Raw genomic sequence first — 19,032 nt, 5'->3', positions numbered from 1 at the left:
TCTTGCTTTTATTATGTAGGATTAGTCAAATTTAAAAATACAATAGACTACGATACACAGTTAAATATCTGAAAAACTATTACAAAAATGATTATATATGTTATCTATTGACCTGTATTAGTTGGTTAATAGTTTTATCCATATCTTTTTTTAAATGCTTTTCTGTCATTAATACATCATTTGTAAGCAATTCAAAAATTCCGATTACATCTAAAATTTTAGTATCCGAATCTAATCCTATTAATTTAGTAGTTAAGCTTCTTCCTAATTCAGTATTTGCATGTAATTTTTTATATGCATTCGATATTAGTTTTATTTTTTCAATATCTAATTCTTGAAAAATCCCACCAATTTTTGCACTTTCAAATGCGATGTCTTCAATACCAGGAACTCCAAGTCCATTCCAATTTGGAATAGAATTATGTCTAAATACCGTATTTGAAAAATAGGGCAAATAAGCACTTTCTATTGAAATATTTTTTCTAATACTATCAAAACCCTCCTTAATATTTTGGTGATAATTAATAGATTTTTCCAACCTTAAGGAGTTAGATTGTAATTCTTTGGTTATTAAATTTAGAGATTCAGTAACATTTTCCTTCATTTTTTTTTCGGACTTATATTCACTTACTTCTATACCTAAAAATACTCCAAAAGCAACAATTAATAATTCCAGAAAATATTTTACAAAAGACTTTCTTAGTGTTCTCATTTTACTGGTTTTAATAACAAGCCACTCCTTATAAGTATATGGCTTGTTAGGAGTTAGAACAACTAATTTAATAAATAAAATCTAAAGCAGGCAGACTGACTGTCGGGTTAAAAAAATTATTTGTTATTGATTAGCGTCATTTTTAATCCCACATGATTCATGAAATATTCCGAAAACCACTTTAAATAGTACAAAGCATATTTTTCACTTTCATCGTAAAATTCTAGAATTTGATATTTTTCATTAGATAATAAAATTTGATATCTTTCCAATTTAGACTCTAATAATAGATTAATTAATTACAAAAGACAGATTCATATAAAAATTACGACCTTGTCTAGGAATATTATTCCAATCGGAATAAGTAGAATAATTAGTGTCTAAAATGTTTTCAAGACCATATTTCAAGACTATCTTATTATTTTTAATATAAAATATATTTCCTAAGTTTAAGTTTAATATGGCAAATGAAGCTGTTTCATTTTCACCGTAATAACTACTATATTTTGTTTGATTGCCGTTTCCATCTAACTGCAAGGCTACATTAAACATATCTCTGGTATAATTGATTTCAGCTAAATAAGAAAATGGTTTTATAAACGGCAGATTTTCACTATTACTCCCTCTTCCATAATTATAACCAACAGTTCCATTGATAGAAAATGCCTCTGAAATGTCGTAAGTAGAATTCACATAAAAATCAAAAATACTAGCATGAGATAAGGCATTATAAGTCTTAACACCGCTAGCTCCAATTGTCATTGCACTTAAAGACTCATCCACTTCACCAATAATATAATCGGTTAAATAGAAATAGGATGTTTCAAAACCAATCTTAAATTTATCTACATAATAATTAGCTGCTACATTAGCTTCTAATGCTTTTTCATTTTCTAAATTTGGGTTTCCTATATAATCGTAATTATCGAAACTATTAAACAAGAAGAAACCATAACCTTCACTTACTGAAGGTGCTCTTTCTCCATATCCAACGCCAAAAGTGGCATCATATTTCTCTTTTTTAACTTGGTAATCTGCTGATAGACTCATCAAAAACCGACTCTTAGAATCGCTTAATTCTGGGTAAAATATTTGTAAACTTTCTAAACCTACTTCATTGTCAATAGAATTATTATGATATCCAAAACGTGTAGAAGCTGAGATGGTTTTATCATCAGCCAAAGCAAAAGCATCTTTTAAATAAATTCCTGTATACAACGTTTTAATATCTGGCCATGTGTACATAAACATAGCTGGTTGATTTGAATCGTTTGGATACATAGTCATTTCTGCTAAGGAACGATTATAAAATCCGTTTACATTAACCAAAAGACTATGTTTATTTTCTCTTAAAGTAGCTTTAGAATAAAATCCATAAGTATCGCTCCAACCTGGCATATCCATCCTAATTGGTACATCTGGGCGTTTAGAATCGTCCATGATATGCGTAATGGTATTAAAATACAACTTAGATTCCCAAGATTTAATTCTTGTGGAATCGTTTTTATACGTATGTGTTAAAGATGTAATTAAAGCTTCAGCTAATGACACATCCATTGGTAATGCTGGATAACCAACATCTGTGGCTTTATCGTAAATAATATTAGCATCTAATACATGATTGTCTGAAAGTTTATATCCTCCTTGTATAGACACATTATATTTTTGAAATTGAGAATATAACACTTCCTTATTTCCACCTGCATCATAATTATCCGACTTTCTAAAAATACCGTCGGCATTTATATAAAACCTGTTTCCAGCATACTCTAATTCCAAACCTGCAATTTTATAATTTCCATTGGTTTCGTAACCTAAGTCGACACTAGATTTTAAACCAGTACCATTAAATTTAGATTGTGGCATTTGTAAATCAATTCCACCACCTACACAATGACCATTCTCTGTTCCTTCTTGCCCAGAACCAATACTCACTTTTTCAAGGTTGGAAACATCTACATAAGAGGTTATTGGATCCATTTTGTCTGTGCAGGCTCCAAAAATTTGCATCCCATCTATAGTAACAGCCAATCTTTGGCTATCCATGTTGTTTAAGGATGGTTCCCAAGCGTAGTTTCCACGTTTAATCATGGATACTTTGTTCGATTTTTCTAAATACTCATCAATACTAGACAGTGTTTTTTCCTGTCTGTAATTACTTAATTTACGTTCGCCAATTAAAATCACTTCTTCTAATTGTGTGGTGTCTTTTTCTACTGTAGCTTCTTCTAATTCTTGAGCAAAAGTTATTGCACTAAAGAGAAAGCCAAGACTAAATAATATATATTTTACCATGGAAATTAATGTTAGGAGATTTACAGATAGGTTGTCAATCTACAACCTATCTGTAATATCTAAATATGCTTGTTTATATTAAAATTCAAGCTCTAAATAAAGACTACTTTGTGGATTATCTACTGTAACTGCTTCACCTTTTAATACCGTATCCATCTCGTCCATAAGTTTTAAATTTAAAACCCAGTACCCTGTCATAGTTAATGATAAATTGCCTTGATAGATACCATCGAAACTTCTATAAGTTAAATCTGTATTGTTTGGAGAACTGTGGTTTCCCATTCCTGGCATTCTTGGATCAAGCGTTATGGTATAATCTTCTACCACTGGAAAAGACATCATGCTTTCCATTTTATATAAGCCAACTTTCAATAAGTTAGTTGCAATTTTTGGCTCCTGAGGTTCTATTAAAGCCAAAACATATTTTACATTATCGCTTCCCATAAAACTAGTGACATTTTGATTGAAGTTTTGCATAACTTCTATGGTATCTGTTACCGTATAATCTACACTATTAATAGTATAATTGAAGGTTAAAGACCATCCTGATCCATCAGCATTTGTCATTTGGAAAATAACATTTCCTTGATACACTGTATCTCTACCTGACGCTTTAGTAATTACAGAATATGGACAAGAATGTTGCATGGTTGGCATTTGCATTACTGGCATCCAATTGATTGTGAAATCTTCAAAAAATGTGTCGTTGGTGTTATCTTTAATTCTAATGCTTACATTGTTATAACCTGTATTAAACTGTCCAGATTCACTCCACATTTCTATGGTGTGATTATTGTTTACGATGTCTTGAATTTTTGTTAGACCATCCACCTCACTAATTACTGGAGGGGTATCATTATTATCATCATCTGATGAACAAGCAGTTGATAATAAGGCTATAAATAGAATAGGTAATATATATTTAAATTTCATTTTTAGTATTTTTTAGTTTAAAATTTCATGTAGCAGATTAGCCTAACTTATTATTAATAGGCCAGAAACTGCTAAAACTCATTGAGTTTATGTTATAAAAAAAATTAACTAAAAATTGGTGGAGGTGTGTCGATCTCTAAATATGTTTTTGAGATTTTAGGCGACTTATGAGATAGTAATACTTGAGGTAATTTGTATTCTATAATTTGTGAATCTATGAAGTTAATATTAGAAACAAAATACACATCCAGAGCTATTCTTTTACTTTCTTGAATAGGAATTTGACTGTTTGAATCTGGGTTCCCATCAGAAAGTTGTTTTGCTAAATGGCATTTTCCATTACAACCTTGTTGGTCGTCTTTCTGGATACATAATGTTTTAGCAATGAAATCTTGGTTTACTAGAAACTCACCTACAATAACAAGTGTATTAATATTATGTGCAAATAATATTAATACAAGTACAAACGCTGTTATTTTATGAGCTATTGCTGAAATCATAGGACAAATTTACGCAAGTAAGGCTTTACAAAACATGATTAAAGTCAGATAATTTTTTATTTATTATATAAAAAAAAAGAGCTAAATCTAGTCTTTAGCTCTTTCATTTTATAATTGATATCGATTATTATCTCTTAAATGTCATAACTGGTAACACTGAATGATTTGCTATATCTTCTGAAATACTTCCTTCAAAGAAATGTGCTATACCTGTTCTACCATGTGTAGAAACTGCTATCAAGTCTGCTCCTAGTTTGTTAGCAAAATTTAAAACACCTTTTTCAACACTGTAATCTGACACAAAATTTACTTCTTCTAATTTTTTCATATTTCCTTCGGCTTGCATAAAAAAATCGCTTACCGTTTGTTCCATTTCATTACTGCTTCTAAATCTATCTGAAGGTAAATTAACATATAGTAGATGTAGCCTAGTGTTTAACTCTTGAAACAAATTAGATATTCTCTTATATACATCTATGGATTCTAAAGAAAAATCGCTAGCATATACAACATCATTAAAAATATCTTTACTGAATCTGTCTTTTAAAACCAAAACAGGAATATCTGAATGTCTTACTACTTTTTCTGTATTAGAACCTATAAACATTCCAGAAAGACCACTCGTGCCTTGAGACCCCATAATAACTAAATCGGCTCCATGCTCTTTAGCGACATCATTTACCTCGCTAAACACCCTAAAATGCTTAACAATGGGAGTAATAGTTGCGTTTTTAAAAATTGGCTTATCAAGAAATTCAGTGAATCTTTTTTCGGCAAGCCTTAAAAAGAAAATCATCTTTTGTTGTTGATCTGCGTCTGATGTATTAAGGACAGCATTAGACATTTCAAGCATATGTAAAGCTAAAATTTCTGTGTCACTATTATTTTTAGCCATTTTTACTGCAGCTTCCAAAGCATACTCAGACTGCTCGGAAAAATCTATTGGCACAATAATTTTTTTCATTTTTATAGGTTTTTAGTGTTTATAATATTTGGTTTTTATGATACTTATTATTGTATCCTTTAGCGCTTTTCCATACATAAAAAAGGCTTAAACCAAAGGTACGAAAAATCGACTAAAAATCTTTCTTTTTGGACTTAAAAATGATTCTCAAAACAGGCATAACCACCCATACAGAAAGCATACTTATAGAAACAATCAGGCCGAAATTTGTTCCAAAAAACTGCTTGAAAATAGCTCCTGTATACCCTAGTAATGCTGAAATATCTAATTTTAACAAGATAAGCGTTCTTGATAAATCTACCGGATTTAATACCGTTCCGATCAATGACAATTTATCGAGCGGATAATCTTCAAAAAACAATAATGACATTAAGAATAACCCATCATAAATAACAGCAAGAAATAGCCACAATAGGATGGCATAACCGAATCCTTTAATTTTATTTTCATTGGATAAAGCAATGTTAAACGCTAATGCTGTAAAAATAAGGGTTAGAAAAACACCTGTAATAAGCAATAGGCTAAAATCCCAAATGGCATTAGACATAAACAAACCATAGAATACAAATGGAATTCCAAGACCTAAAATTAAACTCATAGAAAGCGAAATAGCAACTCCCAAATATTGGCCTAAAAATATGGAAGATCGTTTTAATGGTTGTGCTAATAGCAGTTCTGTAAACTCTTTGGAATTATAATAATACATCACACCAAAAATGGTTCCGATAAGTGGTACCAAAATAATAATAACATTCATTAGTGTTATTACAGCTTTCGAAAGATCATTATTCAGAAATAATAATACAATGCCTAACAACAAGTAGAATGCAAAATAGACGTAACTCCAACGGCTACGCATGAGATCGAAAAAACTATATTTTAATATTTTAAACATGATTTTCTGTTAATATGTTCGCGATTGCGTGTTCTAAATCGGGTTGACTGGTTTGTGCTTTAAGCGCAGGTATGGTACCTTTAAAATAGATTTTACCTTCTAAAAGGAAAACAATTTCATCGGAAATTTCTTCCACAAAACTCATAATATGCGAGGTGATTAAAAGTGTTTTGCCTTTAGCTTTTTCAGCCTTAATTAGATTCTTTAAACGAATTAGCGCAATAGGGTCTAAACCAGTTGTGGGTTCATCTAATATTACCAAAGGACTATCAAACATAAAGGTAAGTAGAATGTTTACTTTTTGTTTGGTTCCTCCAGAAAGCTGCCCGAGTTTTTTATCAATAAAAGGTTCTAATTTAAACATTTCGATTAATTCTGCTTCGTTAGTAGAATTACCTCGTAAGTCTTTAATCATTTTTATGAGTTCTTTTACCTTTAGGTTACTAGGAAAATTGGCTATTTGTGGTAGATAATCAATTTGCTTTCTATAATTGGAATCTTTTTTAATGGATTTCCCATGAATAGAAATGGTTCCCTTGTCAGGAATAACCATTCCTAAAATAGATTTTATAAGCGTGGTTTTACCAGAACCATTTGGTCCTAATACGGCAAAAATACCACCTTCACTGATTTCTAAATCCAGACCGGTTAATACTTCGTTTTTGCCAAACTTCTTATGTAGATTTTCAACACTTACCATGTGATTCTTTTAATTTTAGGGTTATTATCCAGTAAATTATCTGGTGTAAATACAGGTGATACTTTTTCAGAGAAATCAATTATATCTATAAATAAACTTCGCAATAAAATAATAGTTTCTGGTGTTCTATTTACAATATATGAAAAGAGTTTTACAGGTCTATAAGGTACATCACCTATACCATCTTTATCCAAATCATATCCTGTATAATTGCTCCAATAGTTACCATCAAATTCGTTATCATGTACTTTACTGTTATAAGCCATATCAAAAGAATTATATAAAAAATTATTTCCTTTAAACGTGTTTGAATAGCAAGCTCCAAGCACTTTCACAGCCCAACCATTACTTATAAAATTGTTGTTTTCATAGCGGATCCGGTTGGAACCTTCTGTATTAATACCAATGGTATTTTGTTCGAAAGTATTGTACATGATTTCGGCATCGTTTATTTCCTTAAGCAATAAACCATAAGAGGCTGTCCCCCAGTTTTCTCTAAAAATATTATTATACATTTTTATTTTTTTAGAAAACATAACGGCTACTCCTGCTCCATTTTTTTCGAACAGATTATCCTGATAAACATCATCATTTGAGAACATAAAATGCAAGCCATAGCGAACGTTGTGAGAACTGACGTTGTTTTTAATAATACAATCATCGGAAAATTCTAGATAAATGCCATCACGAACACGCTGTATAAAATTGTGTTCAATTTGAATATTATGGCTATACCAAAGCTGAATACCATTTCCGGAGTTATACTCTTCTTCAGCATCACCAATAATTTTGTTATGAAATACTTTTCCGTTTTTAGACTTTTCGACATAAATACCGAAAAACAACTTTTCTAAAACTAGGTTTTTTATTACAAAATTCTCAACACGTTTCAAGCGAATAGCTGCATAATCTGCCGTATAACTTGTTCCTACATTCTTGATAAACAAACCATCAACTGTTACGTTATTTGCAACTATAGTGATAATTTCACCTTTCATTTCACCATCAATAACTGGATAGTCTTTCCCGATAATAGTCAAAGGTTTATTAACGAGGACGTCAATTTCTTTATAGGTGCCTTTCTCAATATATACGGTATCATTTGCTTGAGCAGCATCAATACCACCTTGCAAGGTTTTAATATCACAGGTTTTACAAACGGTTATAGTTTGGGCAACGAGTGTATGTCCTAATACAAAAATAAGTATAGCAGTAAATATATGGTGCTTTTTTAATGGCATCACAAATTGATTTTAGTGTTTAAATATAATAATAGAAGTTTATCCTTACAAGTGCATTAACAAAGCATCCCATGTGTAGATTTCTCCACCTTGTTCTTCTAGAACCACTTCGGCTTCTTGTTTTGTTTTAAAAGCCGTTAAAAAAGCACCCATTGGGCTTGGAACATTTTTACTAATTAAAAATGTTGCTTTTGTTGCGTCAATTAATGTTTCAGGGTCATTAAAGTGGTTGGTTAAATATAGCTTAATTTCTGCTGTATCAAAATCATCCATAAAATTTACCATGCACTCTGCTGCGTCAAACTTGTAAACTTTACCTTTATGAGTGACCACCTCGGCTGCATGCACTTTATCTACAATTGTCATTTTACAGAAATGACAAGCATCTTGACCGTAATTTATTGGTTCTGGTTTTACTGTACACGACGTGATAGTAACTCCAAGAAGTAGTATTAAAATTAAATGTTTCATTAGTGTTTAGTATTTTAGTTTTTTTGCAAATTGTTTATTGTGTAGTTTGCTTTAAAGTTATTTTTCTTCCTAACCAGAAAGCAACAAGTGTTAATGCCATACCTACAAACATTAGGTAACCACCAATATGAGGCCATGAGTCCACATCAAAATTAAGTAATTTTTGATAACCGATTAATGGCGGTTTATAACTCATTGGTGTTCCATCAGGATTCGTTACTTTAATAATAGCATTAGGGTCTAAATTACTTCCATAATCAATTAACCAATTATTGAAATCATACATTCCTAACACGCCTAATATAGACATTAATAGAAACCAGCCCAAGAAGAATTTATAGCTTACTTTTTCTAAAAAACCAAGAAATCCTATGACAACACCAAGAATTACCATACCTATTATAACTTTTGGGAATACTGAAAACTCCCACATTTCTTCAGGCTTCGGAATTGTTTTCATACCTATATAGTGGTTTAAACCATCTATATTTTGAAGGTCGAACTCTTCCACACCTTGAATACCATTAATAAAAATGTTCATCCCTAATGGATCCGGATATTGAGGCGCTCCCAACACGATGTTCCAAAGTGGAAATTTAAAGAGTCCTAATAAAAGTAAGGATCCTATAATCATGATAATACCTGCCTTTTTCATAATTTAAATTTTTAAAATTAACCATTTAGTTAATAGTGATTTAAAAAGAAAGGCGAGAGAGAAACATCTACTCTCGCCTTATTAGGAAAATAAACACTAAAACAAAATTTTCCTATTCTTTAACTTTATTCGCCTAATGACCAAGACAATTCTATATCAGAATCAGCTGGTGAAACACGAACATAACCTTGCATTTCTTGGTGTAACGCTGAACAGAAATCTGTACAATAGAAAGGCCATACACCAACTTGTTGTGGTTCCCATGTTAAGGTTCTTGTTTGACCCGGAGAAACTAATAACTCTGCGTTTCTAGCACCAATCATAGCAAATCCATGAGGTACATCAAAATCCTGTTCTAAATTGGTAATATGGAAAAATACCTTGTCACCTACTTTAACACCTTCAATATTATCAGGTGTAAAGTGACTACGAATCATGTTCATATAGATATGTACATTTTTTCCATCACGAACAACCTTTGTATCAGCTTCGCTTATTGCTTTACGTGGGTGCTCATTTTCATCTAATCTATAGATTTTTTTAGATTTACTCTTAATAATTTCTGCTGGAATAGCTGCTGCATAATGTGGCTCACCATGCGTAGGGAAATCTAATAATATTTCCATTTTATCACCAGAAATATCATATAGTTGCGCGGAGTGTTCCATTTCTGGACCTGTTGGTAAGTAACGGTCTTTCGTAATTTTGTTCATCGCGAACATATATTTTCCAAACGGTTTTCTAGAGTTTCCACCAGGAATTGTTAAGTGACCTACAGAATAGTAAGTTGGTTTTCTATCTAAAACTTCCCAAGTACCTAATTTCCATTTTACAACTTCTGAAGAGATAAAGAACGTAGTATACGCATTTCCTTGTCCATCAAACTCTGTGTGTAATGGTCCTAATCCTGGCTGTTGTACTGAACCTGCTAAAACATCTTCAAAATTTAAAATTGGAATACCATAAGCATCACCATCAAATTTTTTGTTTTCAATAGCATCTAGCATTTTAGTAAATGAATGCACGGTTAAGTTAGCTGATAATTTTCCATTACCAACAATATACTCTCCAGAAGGATCTACGTCACAACCATGAGGTGATTTTGGCGTTGGTAATAAATAAACTGCACCAGGAACTTCTGATGGATTTACGACGCGCACTTCTTTTTTCATAGTTGATGTAGCAGTATGAGTCGCTTCATCATGTAAGTTATGTGCATAATTTGCAGGCATCATTGTGCCTCCACCATTATTTACATACTCTTCAATTTTTTTCCAGTTAATAGCTGCAATAAAATCTTTATCATTTTGAGAAGCATTTACCTCTAACAAACTGTTTGCTTCTTCTGTGTTATACGTTGTAAAGAAGAACCAGCCATGAGATTTTCCACGCCCAGGGTGTGATAAATCGTAGTTAAAACCTGGCATAAGCACTTGGAATTTGATGTCCATGTGACCATGTTCTGGATCTACAGAAATAAAAGTTAAAGCACCTTTAAAGTTTCCTTTATAGTCTTTTATTGACATATCACGTTGTGGTACTGGAACCGAAAAACGTGTTCCTGCCACTACATACTCAGTGTTTTCTGTAATAAAAGATGAACTGTGGTTACCTGCACTATTTGGAACCTCAATAATCTCTTCTGTTTCAAAAGATGTTAAGCTAATTCTAGCAATACGTGGCGTGTTATTTCCGTTGATAAAAACCCAACGACCATCTAATTCACCATTTGTTTGTGAGATATCTGGGTGATGTGAATCATCCCACGGCACAAACCCGAAAGATGTTTCTAGCATCGGTTTTGTTTCTTCTGAATAACCATAACCATTTGTTGGAAATTGAGAGAAAACTGGAATCTCTTTAAACATACGTCCAGAAGGCAATCCATATACAGTAAGGTTACCACTATATCCTCCTGAAAGGAAAGCGTAATGTGAATCATGCTCTCCAGGTGCTACAAATACTTTTTCAGCTGCACTAGAACCTAATGCACCCTTATTTGATGTTTGCGAAGAATTATTACAACCTGTAAAGGCAAGCGCCGCAACCATCAATCCTATTGATAATTTAAATTTGTTTTTCATCATTTATTTAGTTTTAAGTGTTTTCTAATTATTCAGTTGGTGGTAATAATACTTTGTCAATAACATGTACAATACCATTTCCAGCTGGAATACTTGCCAAAATTTTAGCGCCTCCAACTATTGGTTCTCCATCTACAACTTCAACCTGTACATACCCGTTATTAGCCTGCCCTAATTTTTTAAATTTCTTTAAAAAATCTTTAGAATAGTTTCCAGGAGTTACATGATACTTCAAAATATTAGCTAAAGCATCTTTGTTTTCTGGTTTCAACAAGTCTTCAACAGTACCTTCTGGTAATGCAGCAAAAGCTTCGTTAGTTGGTGCAAAAACCATTAATGGTCCTGCGTTAACTAATGCATTTTCTAATTGTGCCGCTTGTACTGCAGCAACTAGCGTTGTGTGGTCTGGAGAGCCTATTGCTATTTGTAATACATTTGGAGTTGATCCATCATCTTCAATAAAGGCTTGACCAGTTCGTTCTGTTGTTTCTGTAGCTGCTGGTTTATCAGCTTCAACTGAAGCACCTTCAGCGTTTTCATTCTTGCAGCCTAAAAAAAGTGATAAGCAAAAGGCTGAAAGCATTAGTTTTTTAATTGGTTTCATAGTTGTGGTTATTATAAAGTTCTAAAGTACTCTAAAACAGCTCTAGCTTCTTCTTCAGTTAAATTTTGGTTTGCCATTGGCGAACCATTAAATTCAATTAATAGTTCTTTAGCTAAAGGATCTGACTGAGTCATTTCTTCTGGGTTTAAAATCATGTTCATTACCCATTCCGGTGTTCTACGCTCAAGAATACCTGACGGAGCTGGACCTATAAATTTTTTGTCAACTCTATGGCAAGCAGTACACATTTTTTTATAAATGTCTTCTCCTTTAGCAACCATAGATTGGTCAATGTCTGTAGGCAATTCTAAAGATTTAATTGGACCAATTCCTTTATTAGTTAAATCAATTTTTTCAGATGCTTTAACTACTTTCTCAGCTTTCTCTGCTTTAGGAGCTGCTTTTTGTTCGGTTGGCGCCTTTTTTTGAAAAGAATTTGTTTCTTCTTTTTTCTCTTCTTTCCCACCACAACTTACTAGTAGTGAAATAAATAAAACGGTAATAATTTTTAGTGTTAACTTCATGATATATATTTAATTTAGTTGTACAAATTTAAGTGCTATGTTTACATTAAAATATGACATTAATCATATTTAGGATAAAAACATCTTTTAAATTAAGATTTTTTTAACTTATCTTAACCTCACAAAAACACTTAATATTTAATAATTTGATATTCAATATAATAAAAACTAACTAATAAAAAAAAAGAATCGAACCATAAGCTCGACTCTTTTAAAGCGCTGAAAATTTTAATAAAAATAAATTCTATTATATCTTAAAAGTCATAACAGGTAACGTGGAATGATTTGCTATATCTTCTGAAATACTTCCTTCAAAAAAATGTGCAATTCCTTTTCTTCCATGAGTAGCAACTGCAATTACATCTGCCCCAATAACATTAGAAAAATTTAAAATTCCTTTCTCTATAGTATAATCGTTTACGTAATTAACTTCATTCATTTTTTCAATCCCTCCATCGGCCTTTCTTAAAAAGGTAGCGACTTGTTTTTCTATTTCTGCCGAACTCTTAAACTTAGAGCCTGGTAAATTAACATAAACCAAATGTATTTTAGAATCTAATTTTTTGGCCATTTCTTTGGCGTTTTTGTATTGATCTATGGCTTCTTCGGTAAAATCGCAAGCAAAAACCATATTTTCAAAATCCATTAATATGGGATTGTGTTTTATTACCAACACAGGAATTTCAGAATATCTTACTACCTTTTCTGTATTTGACCCAACTAAGACTTCTTTAAGGCCACTTGCGCCTTGAGACCCCATAATAATTATATCTGCGTTGTTTTCTTTAGCTACTTCGTTTACTTCGCTAAACACTTTAAAATGCTTTACAATAGGAGTGACTTTAATATCTTTTAAAAAGTCTTTATTTAAAAAGTCTTCAAATTTCTGTTCGGCTAGTCTCAAAAAGAAAATGGATTCCATTTGCTTATTGTTGTCTGCTTTTGTTAAAACAGCATTAGAAATTTCTAACATATGTAATGCCAGAATTTCAGCATTGTTCTTTTTAGCCAAAATTGAAGCTACTTCTAAAGCATATTCTGAGTGTTCAGAAAAATCAACTGGTACAATTATTTTTTTCATTTTGATTGGTTGTGTTTTTATATGGTCATAGAAAACAATTGTGTATCTGGCATTTTTTCTTGCAATAATAAATCGAATGCCATACAAATGTTTCTTACAAATGGTTTTCCTTTTTCTGTTACCTGAATACTAGTTTCGTTTATTTTTAATAAGTCATCCATCTCCATTTCACCAAGCTTTTCAAGTACTTCTGGAAGTTCATTAAAATATGTTTCTTCTGAGTCCCACGAGGTGTTAAATTGACACATTAGATTTAATATATGTTTTCTTATTTTTAGGTCGATATCGTTTAAAATATGTCCTCTATATATTGGAATAATATTTTCGTCTATTAAATGGTAGTATTCTTCTAATCCTTTTACATTTTGAGCAAAACCATACCAACTATCACTAATAGAAGACACTCCTAACCCTATCATAGCTTGAGTTTTAGAAGCTGAATAACCCATAAAATTCCTATGTAATTTTTGTTGATCTATAGATTTGTATAACGAATCGGATTTTAAAGCAAAATGGTCCATGCCTATTTCTACAAATCCGGCTTCGGCTAACAATTCTTTACCAAGCTCGTACTGTCTTCTTTTTGTTTCTGGACTTGGTAGATCTTCATCTTTAAAACCACGTTGTCCATTTCCTTTTATCCATGGTACATGTGCATAGCTATAAAACGCCAAACGATCTGGCATAAGCTCTTTAGTCTTTTTTATGGTCTCTTCAACATGTTTTATAGTTTGAAAAGGTAATCCAAAAATAATATCATGACTTACAGAAGTATAGCCAATTTCTCTAGCTTCTTCTGTAACACGTTTAACATTTTCGAAAGGCTGAATTCTATGAATAGCTATCTGAACTTCCATGTTATAATCCTGAACACCAAAACTTACACGTCTAAAACCTAAGTCGTAAAGCGTTTGTAAATGATCTTTGGTGGTGTTATTTGGATGTCCTTCAAAACTAAATTCATAACCCTCTGCAAGTGTAGCTTTCTTTAAAAGTCCATCTATTAATCGTTTTAAGTTTGCTGTAGAAAAAAACGTTGGTGTTCCTCCTCCTAGATGTATTTCTTTAATGTTTGGTTTTGTATCAAATAAATTACAATACAAATCCCACTCTTTTAAAACAGCCGTTATATAAGGAGATTCTACTTCGTGTCTTTTAGTAATACGTTTATTACACCCACAAAAGGTGCATAAACTTTCACAAAAAGGTAAATGCAGATACAAGCTCAAGCCTTCCTTTTCATTACTCTCATTGAAAGATTTTATTAATGATGCTTTCCATTTTTTAGATGAAAATGTATTTATATCCCAATAAGGAACTGTTGGATAGCTCGTGTACCGAGGTCCAGCAACATTATATTTATTAATTAATGAGTTTTTCATACCTAAACAATTCAGGCACAAAAGTATATTTATACACTATTTTAAAACATGACTTTTGTCATATTAGTCGTCCAAAGGTTTTAAATACCCTTTTAAATATGTAATTTTGTGTAATTATTTAACTAAATAAAAACATGAAAAAAACGATATTATTTACACTATTGCTTAGTTTAACTTTTGCTATTGGATGCAAAAATGAAAAAAAGGAACCTCAAACTGAAGTAGAAACTGAAGTAATAAAAGAGAATCAATTTATAGTAAAACCTGAAACTACTTCTGTAAAATGGACAGCTTATAAAACCACAGATAAACTAGGTGTTGGTGGAGAGTTTAAAACTTTAAATTTCGAAGAAAAATCAGGTTCGACAGTACAAGAAGTCTTAAATAATTTAAGTTTTTCTATTCCAGTAAGTAGTTTGTTTACTAATGACGCAACTAATACACGAGATGACAAAATAAAAATGTCTTTTTTTGGAGCTATGTTAGACACGGATTTTTTAAAAGGAACAATTTCTTATGTTAATAACGCTTATGTGGCCAGCTTAACAATGAATGGCGTTACGCATGATTTACCTCTTAAGGTAGATGTTACAGAAGAAGAACTCATTGTTATGAATGCTACTATGAATTTAAAGGACTGGAATGCTTTAGAGGCTTTAGAAACTTTAAATAAAGCTTGTTTTGATTTACACAAAGGAGCTGATGGAATTAGCAAAACTTGGGAAGATGTTAATATAGAGATTAGCACATCTTTAAAGAATAAATAATCTTTTCTAAACATAATGTTTATAAGAACTTGACTCTTTAATAACATCATGACATTCAGTATCCTGAAATCATAAAATTCAATCGGAGTTTTTTTTGATTTTAGTATAAAACATTAGTAATTGATGCATTTTTTTATTATTTTCATGAGAAACATTAAAACAAAATAAAATGAAAAAAATACATTTAATAGTATTTGCACTATTACTAAGTATACCATTAGTAACTGGATGTAAAAACAAAGAAAAAAGTACTGAAACAGATGTTCCAACCATGGAAGAAAAAACAGTTGAAACCGTGGAGGAAGAAATAAAAAAAATAAAGATTAAGCTTGAACCCAAAAGTGATAGCAATGTTAATGGAAATGCAATTTTTACTGAAACCGAAGGAAAAGTAACTATGGTTGCCGTTTTTGATGGGTTAACTCCAGGCACGCATGCCATTCATTTACATGAAAAATCTGACTGTTCTTCTCCAGATGGAACATCTACTGGCGGACATTGGAATCCAACAAATCAACCTCATGGAAAATGGGGGGATGCTAAAGGATACCATAAAGGAGACATTGGGAATTTTGAAGCTGATGAAAACGGAAATGGCACTATTTCTTTCAGCACAGACCAATGGTGTATAGGATGTGGAGATGCAACTAAAGACATTATTGGCAAAGCTGTGATTGTACATCAAGGTGTTGATGATTTTGTTTCACAACCAACAGGTGATGCTGGTGGACGTGTAAGTTGTGGTGGCGTTCTTAACTTAGAATAAGATTCAAATGAAATTTATTAAAAAAGCTGCCAATTGGCAGCTTTTTTAATTTCATCTAATCCTAATCATTTTAAAACCTATAACTAATATTCGCTTTAAAGAAAAAAGGTGTTCCTGGTGTAAAATGAATTTCTTCTACAGGCTCTAATTCATTTTGTAATCTAGATTCGGTAGCAAATTGTGTTTCGTTCCATTCTGTATCGAACAAATTTTCTATTGAAATACCTAAAACCAAATTATTTGTAAACTCATAACTTAGATTAAAATCTGTTACAAAATATCCATCTGCAACTATGGAATTATCTTCGTTTGCAGGTCTATCGTCTATATACCGATAACGAATTCCTCCAGAGAATCCATTTAAATTATTAACCGATAATCCACCAGTAAGCGTAAAATCTGGTGCCAAAGGAATATAATCCTCGCCTGAAGGTTCGTCCACACTTCTAGCATGAGTTAAAGTAGCATCTGTATCAAAATACAACCAGTCTTTTATTTGATATCTAAGTCCTAAATCTAAACCATAGCGTCTAGATTTTCCACTAGGCTCTACAATGCCTCCATCTCCAACATATACAAACTCTTGTTCCAAAAATAAATACCATAATGCCGAGTTAAAAACCACCTTTGAAAAAGGTTTCCAAATAGCTCCAAAATCTGCTCCATAAGCTCTTGGTAAAATATCTTCGCCTTGTTGCTGTACAACTACTCGAGTATCGTTAGAATGGAAACCGATTCCTGTTTTTAAGAACCATTGCAGGTTTTCATTCTGATTAAAAAAGAAGTTTAGCTTAGGATTTACTATTGTTTTTGTTTCAGATAAGGTTTCATATTCTGGAATTAAAGCATCATTGTACATAAATTTAAAATAATCTAAGCGCAAGGCTGGAGCAACAATAAATTTACCAAAATTTATTTCTGCATTAACGTAAGCAAACATATTTGTTTGGTTTATGTCTCCTAATGCTAAATAATTTAAGGTTTGGTTTCTATTTACAGTATGAGATAATTCTACATCGTTTACAAAGTCGTAACGCATTCCAAAACCTCCTGTATATGTAGCATCAGCAGACCCTAATTGAGAATCTCGAGTAAATTCAGAATTAAAACCGAAAATATCTCTAGCTTCTTTTTGTTTTAATTGGTCTCCATTAATAGGATCTTCTAAAAAGAAGGTAAAGTTTGAATACAATTCAAAATTATACTGAGAATAAAACACATTAGATTTAAACTGTAAATCTTCAGCTAATTGCGAATTATACTCAATGTTTACATTGGTTCTAGAGGTATTTCCTCCTTCGGTATCATCAATGGATCCCCAACGATCAATCATACCACTATCGATGGCTCTTTGAGGAATTTGCCCTGAAGCATCCCACCGACTTTTAAAATGCGAAAGTGAAACTGATAGTCTATTATTTCCTTTTAAATAAGTGGTGTATTTTCCAAATAAGTTGATACGATTAAAATTTTGAGGAGAATCGTAAGGTCCATCAAATTGAATGTATTCTAATGCTACATAAGCATTTTGATTTGGTGTGTTTCCTAATAAATCGAACATTCCAAGTGTTCTTAACGAATTAAATTGTCCGTAACTAAAGTTTATTTCACTAGCACCAATGTCCTCTTTGGTTTTAAAATCTACATATCCAGCTGTATTAAAGTCTCCTTTATTAGCGTAATAAGGTCCTTTTCCGAAGTTGATATTATTTATGGTTTCTGGAATAACAAAGTGCAAATCGCTATACCCTTGTCCATGTGCATGAGACACCATATTTACTGGCATTCCATCTACTGAAAGACTAATATCTGTTCCATGATCTATATCAAAACCACGAAGGAAAATTTGTTCGGCCTTTCCTCCTCCTGCATGTTGCCCAATAACTAAACCTGGAACTTTACGTAATATTTCTTGCGAAGAGTTTACTGGATTGGTTTCTAAATCTATTTTAGAAATACTGTTTAAAGCATCTATTTGTTCTGTAATTACTAATTCGTCTAATAAAATAGTTTTACTTTTTAAAGTCATAGAAATGCCGTTATTAAAATGACTTTCATCTAAAACAACAAACATTTTCTTATAACCCAATAAACCTATGGTTAAGGAATCTCCAACATGATTATTTTCTATAACAAACGACCCATCTGCAATGGTATGCGCATGAGTGGAAGAGTTTGTATTATAAACATAAACATCTTCAAGAGGTTGTTGATTCTGGTCTGTAACAACACCTTTGACGTTTTGAGCAGTTAGGTTACAAAAAATTAAGAGAAATAAAATGGTAGAGACTTGCTTCATGATTGATAAGTTTTAGTTGGTAAAAATTTAACTTGTAAAAATAATACGACATAATTGAGACCTTATAATTCTTAACTATTCTTTAACATACTAGCAATTTGTTTTCTAAAGTTCATGCTATATAGATGTTATAGATTGTTGATACTAAATGGTTCTCAA

18 protein-coding genes are annotated in these 19,032 nt (G+C 31.7%); 2 read left to right on the top strand and 16 right to left on the bottom strand.

What is annotated here, in order from left to right; translation table 11 throughout:
- Positions 1–100: 100 nt before the first annotated feature.
- The 15 genes from OS191_RS04715 to hemN form a co-directional block, all read right to left on the bottom strand.
- Positions 101–712: a hypothetical protein gene (locus OS191_RS04715; protein ID WP_267154562.1), complete on the bottom strand. Its 612-nt coding sequence runs from the start codon at positions 710–712 to the stop codon at positions 101–103.
- A 291-nt stretch (positions 713–1,003) separates the two neighbouring features.
- Positions 1,004–3,007: a TonB-dependent receptor plug domain-containing protein gene (locus tag OS191_RS04710; protein WP_267154561.1), complete on the bottom strand. Its 2,004-nt coding sequence runs from the start codon at positions 3,005–3,007 to the stop codon at positions 1,004–1,006.
- Between the two features lie 78 nt (positions 3,008–3,085).
- On the bottom strand, positions 3,086–3,940 hold the full coding sequence (locus OS191_RS04705) for a hypothetical protein (protein WP_267154560.1): 855 nt from the start codon (positions 3,938–3,940) through the stop codon (positions 3,086–3,088).
- A 104-nt stretch (positions 3,941–4,044) separates the two neighbouring features.
- Positions 4,045–4,440, bottom strand: a complete 396-nt coding sequence (locus OS191_RS04700) for a hypothetical protein (RefSeq protein WP_267154559.1) — start codon at positions 4,438–4,440, stop codon at positions 4,045–4,047.
- A 127-nt stretch (positions 4,441–4,567) separates the two neighbouring features.
- Positions 4,568–5,404, bottom strand: a complete 837-nt coding sequence (locus tag OS191_RS04695; protein ID WP_267154558.1) for a universal stress protein — start codon at positions 5,402–5,404, stop codon at positions 4,568–4,570.
- Between the two features lie 112 nt (positions 5,405–5,516).
- Positions 5,517–6,299 carry an ABC transporter permease gene (locus OS191_RS04690; RefSeq protein WP_267154557.1) on the bottom strand — a complete coding sequence of 261 codons (783 nt, stop codon included), beginning with the start codon at positions 6,297–6,299 and terminating at the stop codon, positions 5,517–5,519.
- Positions 6,292–6,999, bottom strand: coding sequence for an ABC transporter ATP-binding protein (locus tag OS191_RS04685; protein ID WP_267154556.1), 708 nt, complete (start codon positions 6,997–6,999; stop codon positions 6,292–6,294). Before OS191_RS04685 ends, OS191_RS04690 begins: the two co-directional genes overlap by 8 nt.
- Positions 6,993–8,240, bottom strand: a complete 1,248-nt coding sequence (locus OS191_RS04680) for a nitrous oxide reductase family maturation protein NosD (protein WP_267154555.1) — start codon at positions 8,238–8,240, stop codon at positions 6,993–6,995. The genes OS191_RS04685 and OS191_RS04680 overlap by 7 nt, the downstream gene beginning before the upstream one ends.
- A 45-nt stretch (positions 8,241–8,285) precedes the next feature.
- Complete coding sequence (locus OS191_RS04675; protein WP_267154554.1) at positions 8,286–8,711, bottom strand: nitrous oxide reductase accessory protein NosL; 426 nt, start codon at positions 8,709–8,711, stop codon at positions 8,286–8,288.
- A 34-nt stretch (positions 8,712–8,745) separates the two neighbouring features.
- Positions 8,746–9,366: a hypothetical protein gene (locus OS191_RS04670; RefSeq protein ID WP_267154553.1), complete on the bottom strand. Its 621-nt coding sequence runs from the start codon at positions 9,364–9,366 to the stop codon at positions 8,746–8,748.
- Positions 9,367–9,491: 125 nt separating this feature from the next.
- Positions 9,492–11,450, bottom strand: coding sequence for a Sec-dependent nitrous-oxide reductase (gene nosZ / locus OS191_RS04665; protein ID WP_267154676.1), 1,959 nt, complete (start codon positions 11,448–11,450; stop codon positions 9,492–9,494).
- Between the two features lie 28 nt (positions 11,451–11,478).
- Entirely contained in the window at positions 11,479–12,054 is a 576-nt protein-coding gene (locus OS191_RS04660) for a fasciclin domain-containing protein (protein WP_267154552.1), read from the bottom strand.
- An 11-nt stretch (positions 12,055–12,065) separates the two neighbouring features.
- Complete coding sequence (locus tag OS191_RS04655; RefSeq protein ID WP_267154551.1) at positions 12,066–12,578, bottom strand: c-type cytochrome; 513 nt, start codon at positions 12,576–12,578, stop codon at positions 12,066–12,068.
- 247 nt (positions 12,579–12,825) lie between these two features.
- Complete coding sequence (locus OS191_RS04650) at positions 12,826–13,659, bottom strand: universal stress protein (RefSeq protein ID WP_267154550.1); 834 nt, start codon at positions 13,657–13,659, stop codon at positions 12,826–12,828.
- Positions 13,660–13,676: 17 nt separating this feature from the next.
- A complete protein-coding gene (hemN, locus tag OS191_RS04645) occupies positions 13,677–15,041 on the bottom strand; it encodes an oxygen-independent coproporphyrinogen III oxidase (protein ID WP_267154549.1) in 1,365 nt (454 codons plus the stop codon).
- A 134-nt stretch (positions 15,042–15,175) separates the two neighbouring features.
- Here hemN and OS191_RS04640 point away from each other — a divergent pair, with 134 nt between their 5' ends.
- Complete coding sequence (locus tag OS191_RS04640; protein WP_267154548.1) at positions 15,176–15,808, top strand: YceI family protein; 633 nt, start codon at positions 15,176–15,178, stop codon at positions 15,806–15,808.
- 169 nt (positions 15,809–15,977) lie between these two features.
- Positions 15,978–16,574 (top strand): superoxide dismutase family protein, encoded by a 597-nt coding sequence (locus OS191_RS04635; RefSeq protein WP_267154547.1) that lies wholly within the window; start codon positions 15,978–15,980, stop codon positions 16,572–16,574.
- A gap of 70 nt (positions 16,575–16,644) precedes the next feature.
- On the opposite strand, the gene OS191_RS04630 is transcribed toward OS191_RS04635, so the two are convergent.
- Positions 16,645–18,873 carry a TonB-dependent receptor gene (locus OS191_RS04630; RefSeq protein WP_267154546.1) on the bottom strand — a complete coding sequence of 743 codons (2,229 nt, stop codon included), beginning with the start codon at positions 18,871–18,873 and terminating at the stop codon, positions 16,645–16,647.
- Between the last annotated feature and the right edge of the window lie 159 nt (positions 18,874–19,032).

Source organism: Xanthomarina sp. F2636L, from assembly GCF_026410195.1.
In the GTDB taxonomy this organism is placed as follows: Bacteria; Bacteroidota; Bacteroidia; order Flavobacteriales; family Flavobacteriaceae; genus Xanthomarina.
This window is presented reverse-complemented; position numbering and strand designations above follow the sequence as displayed.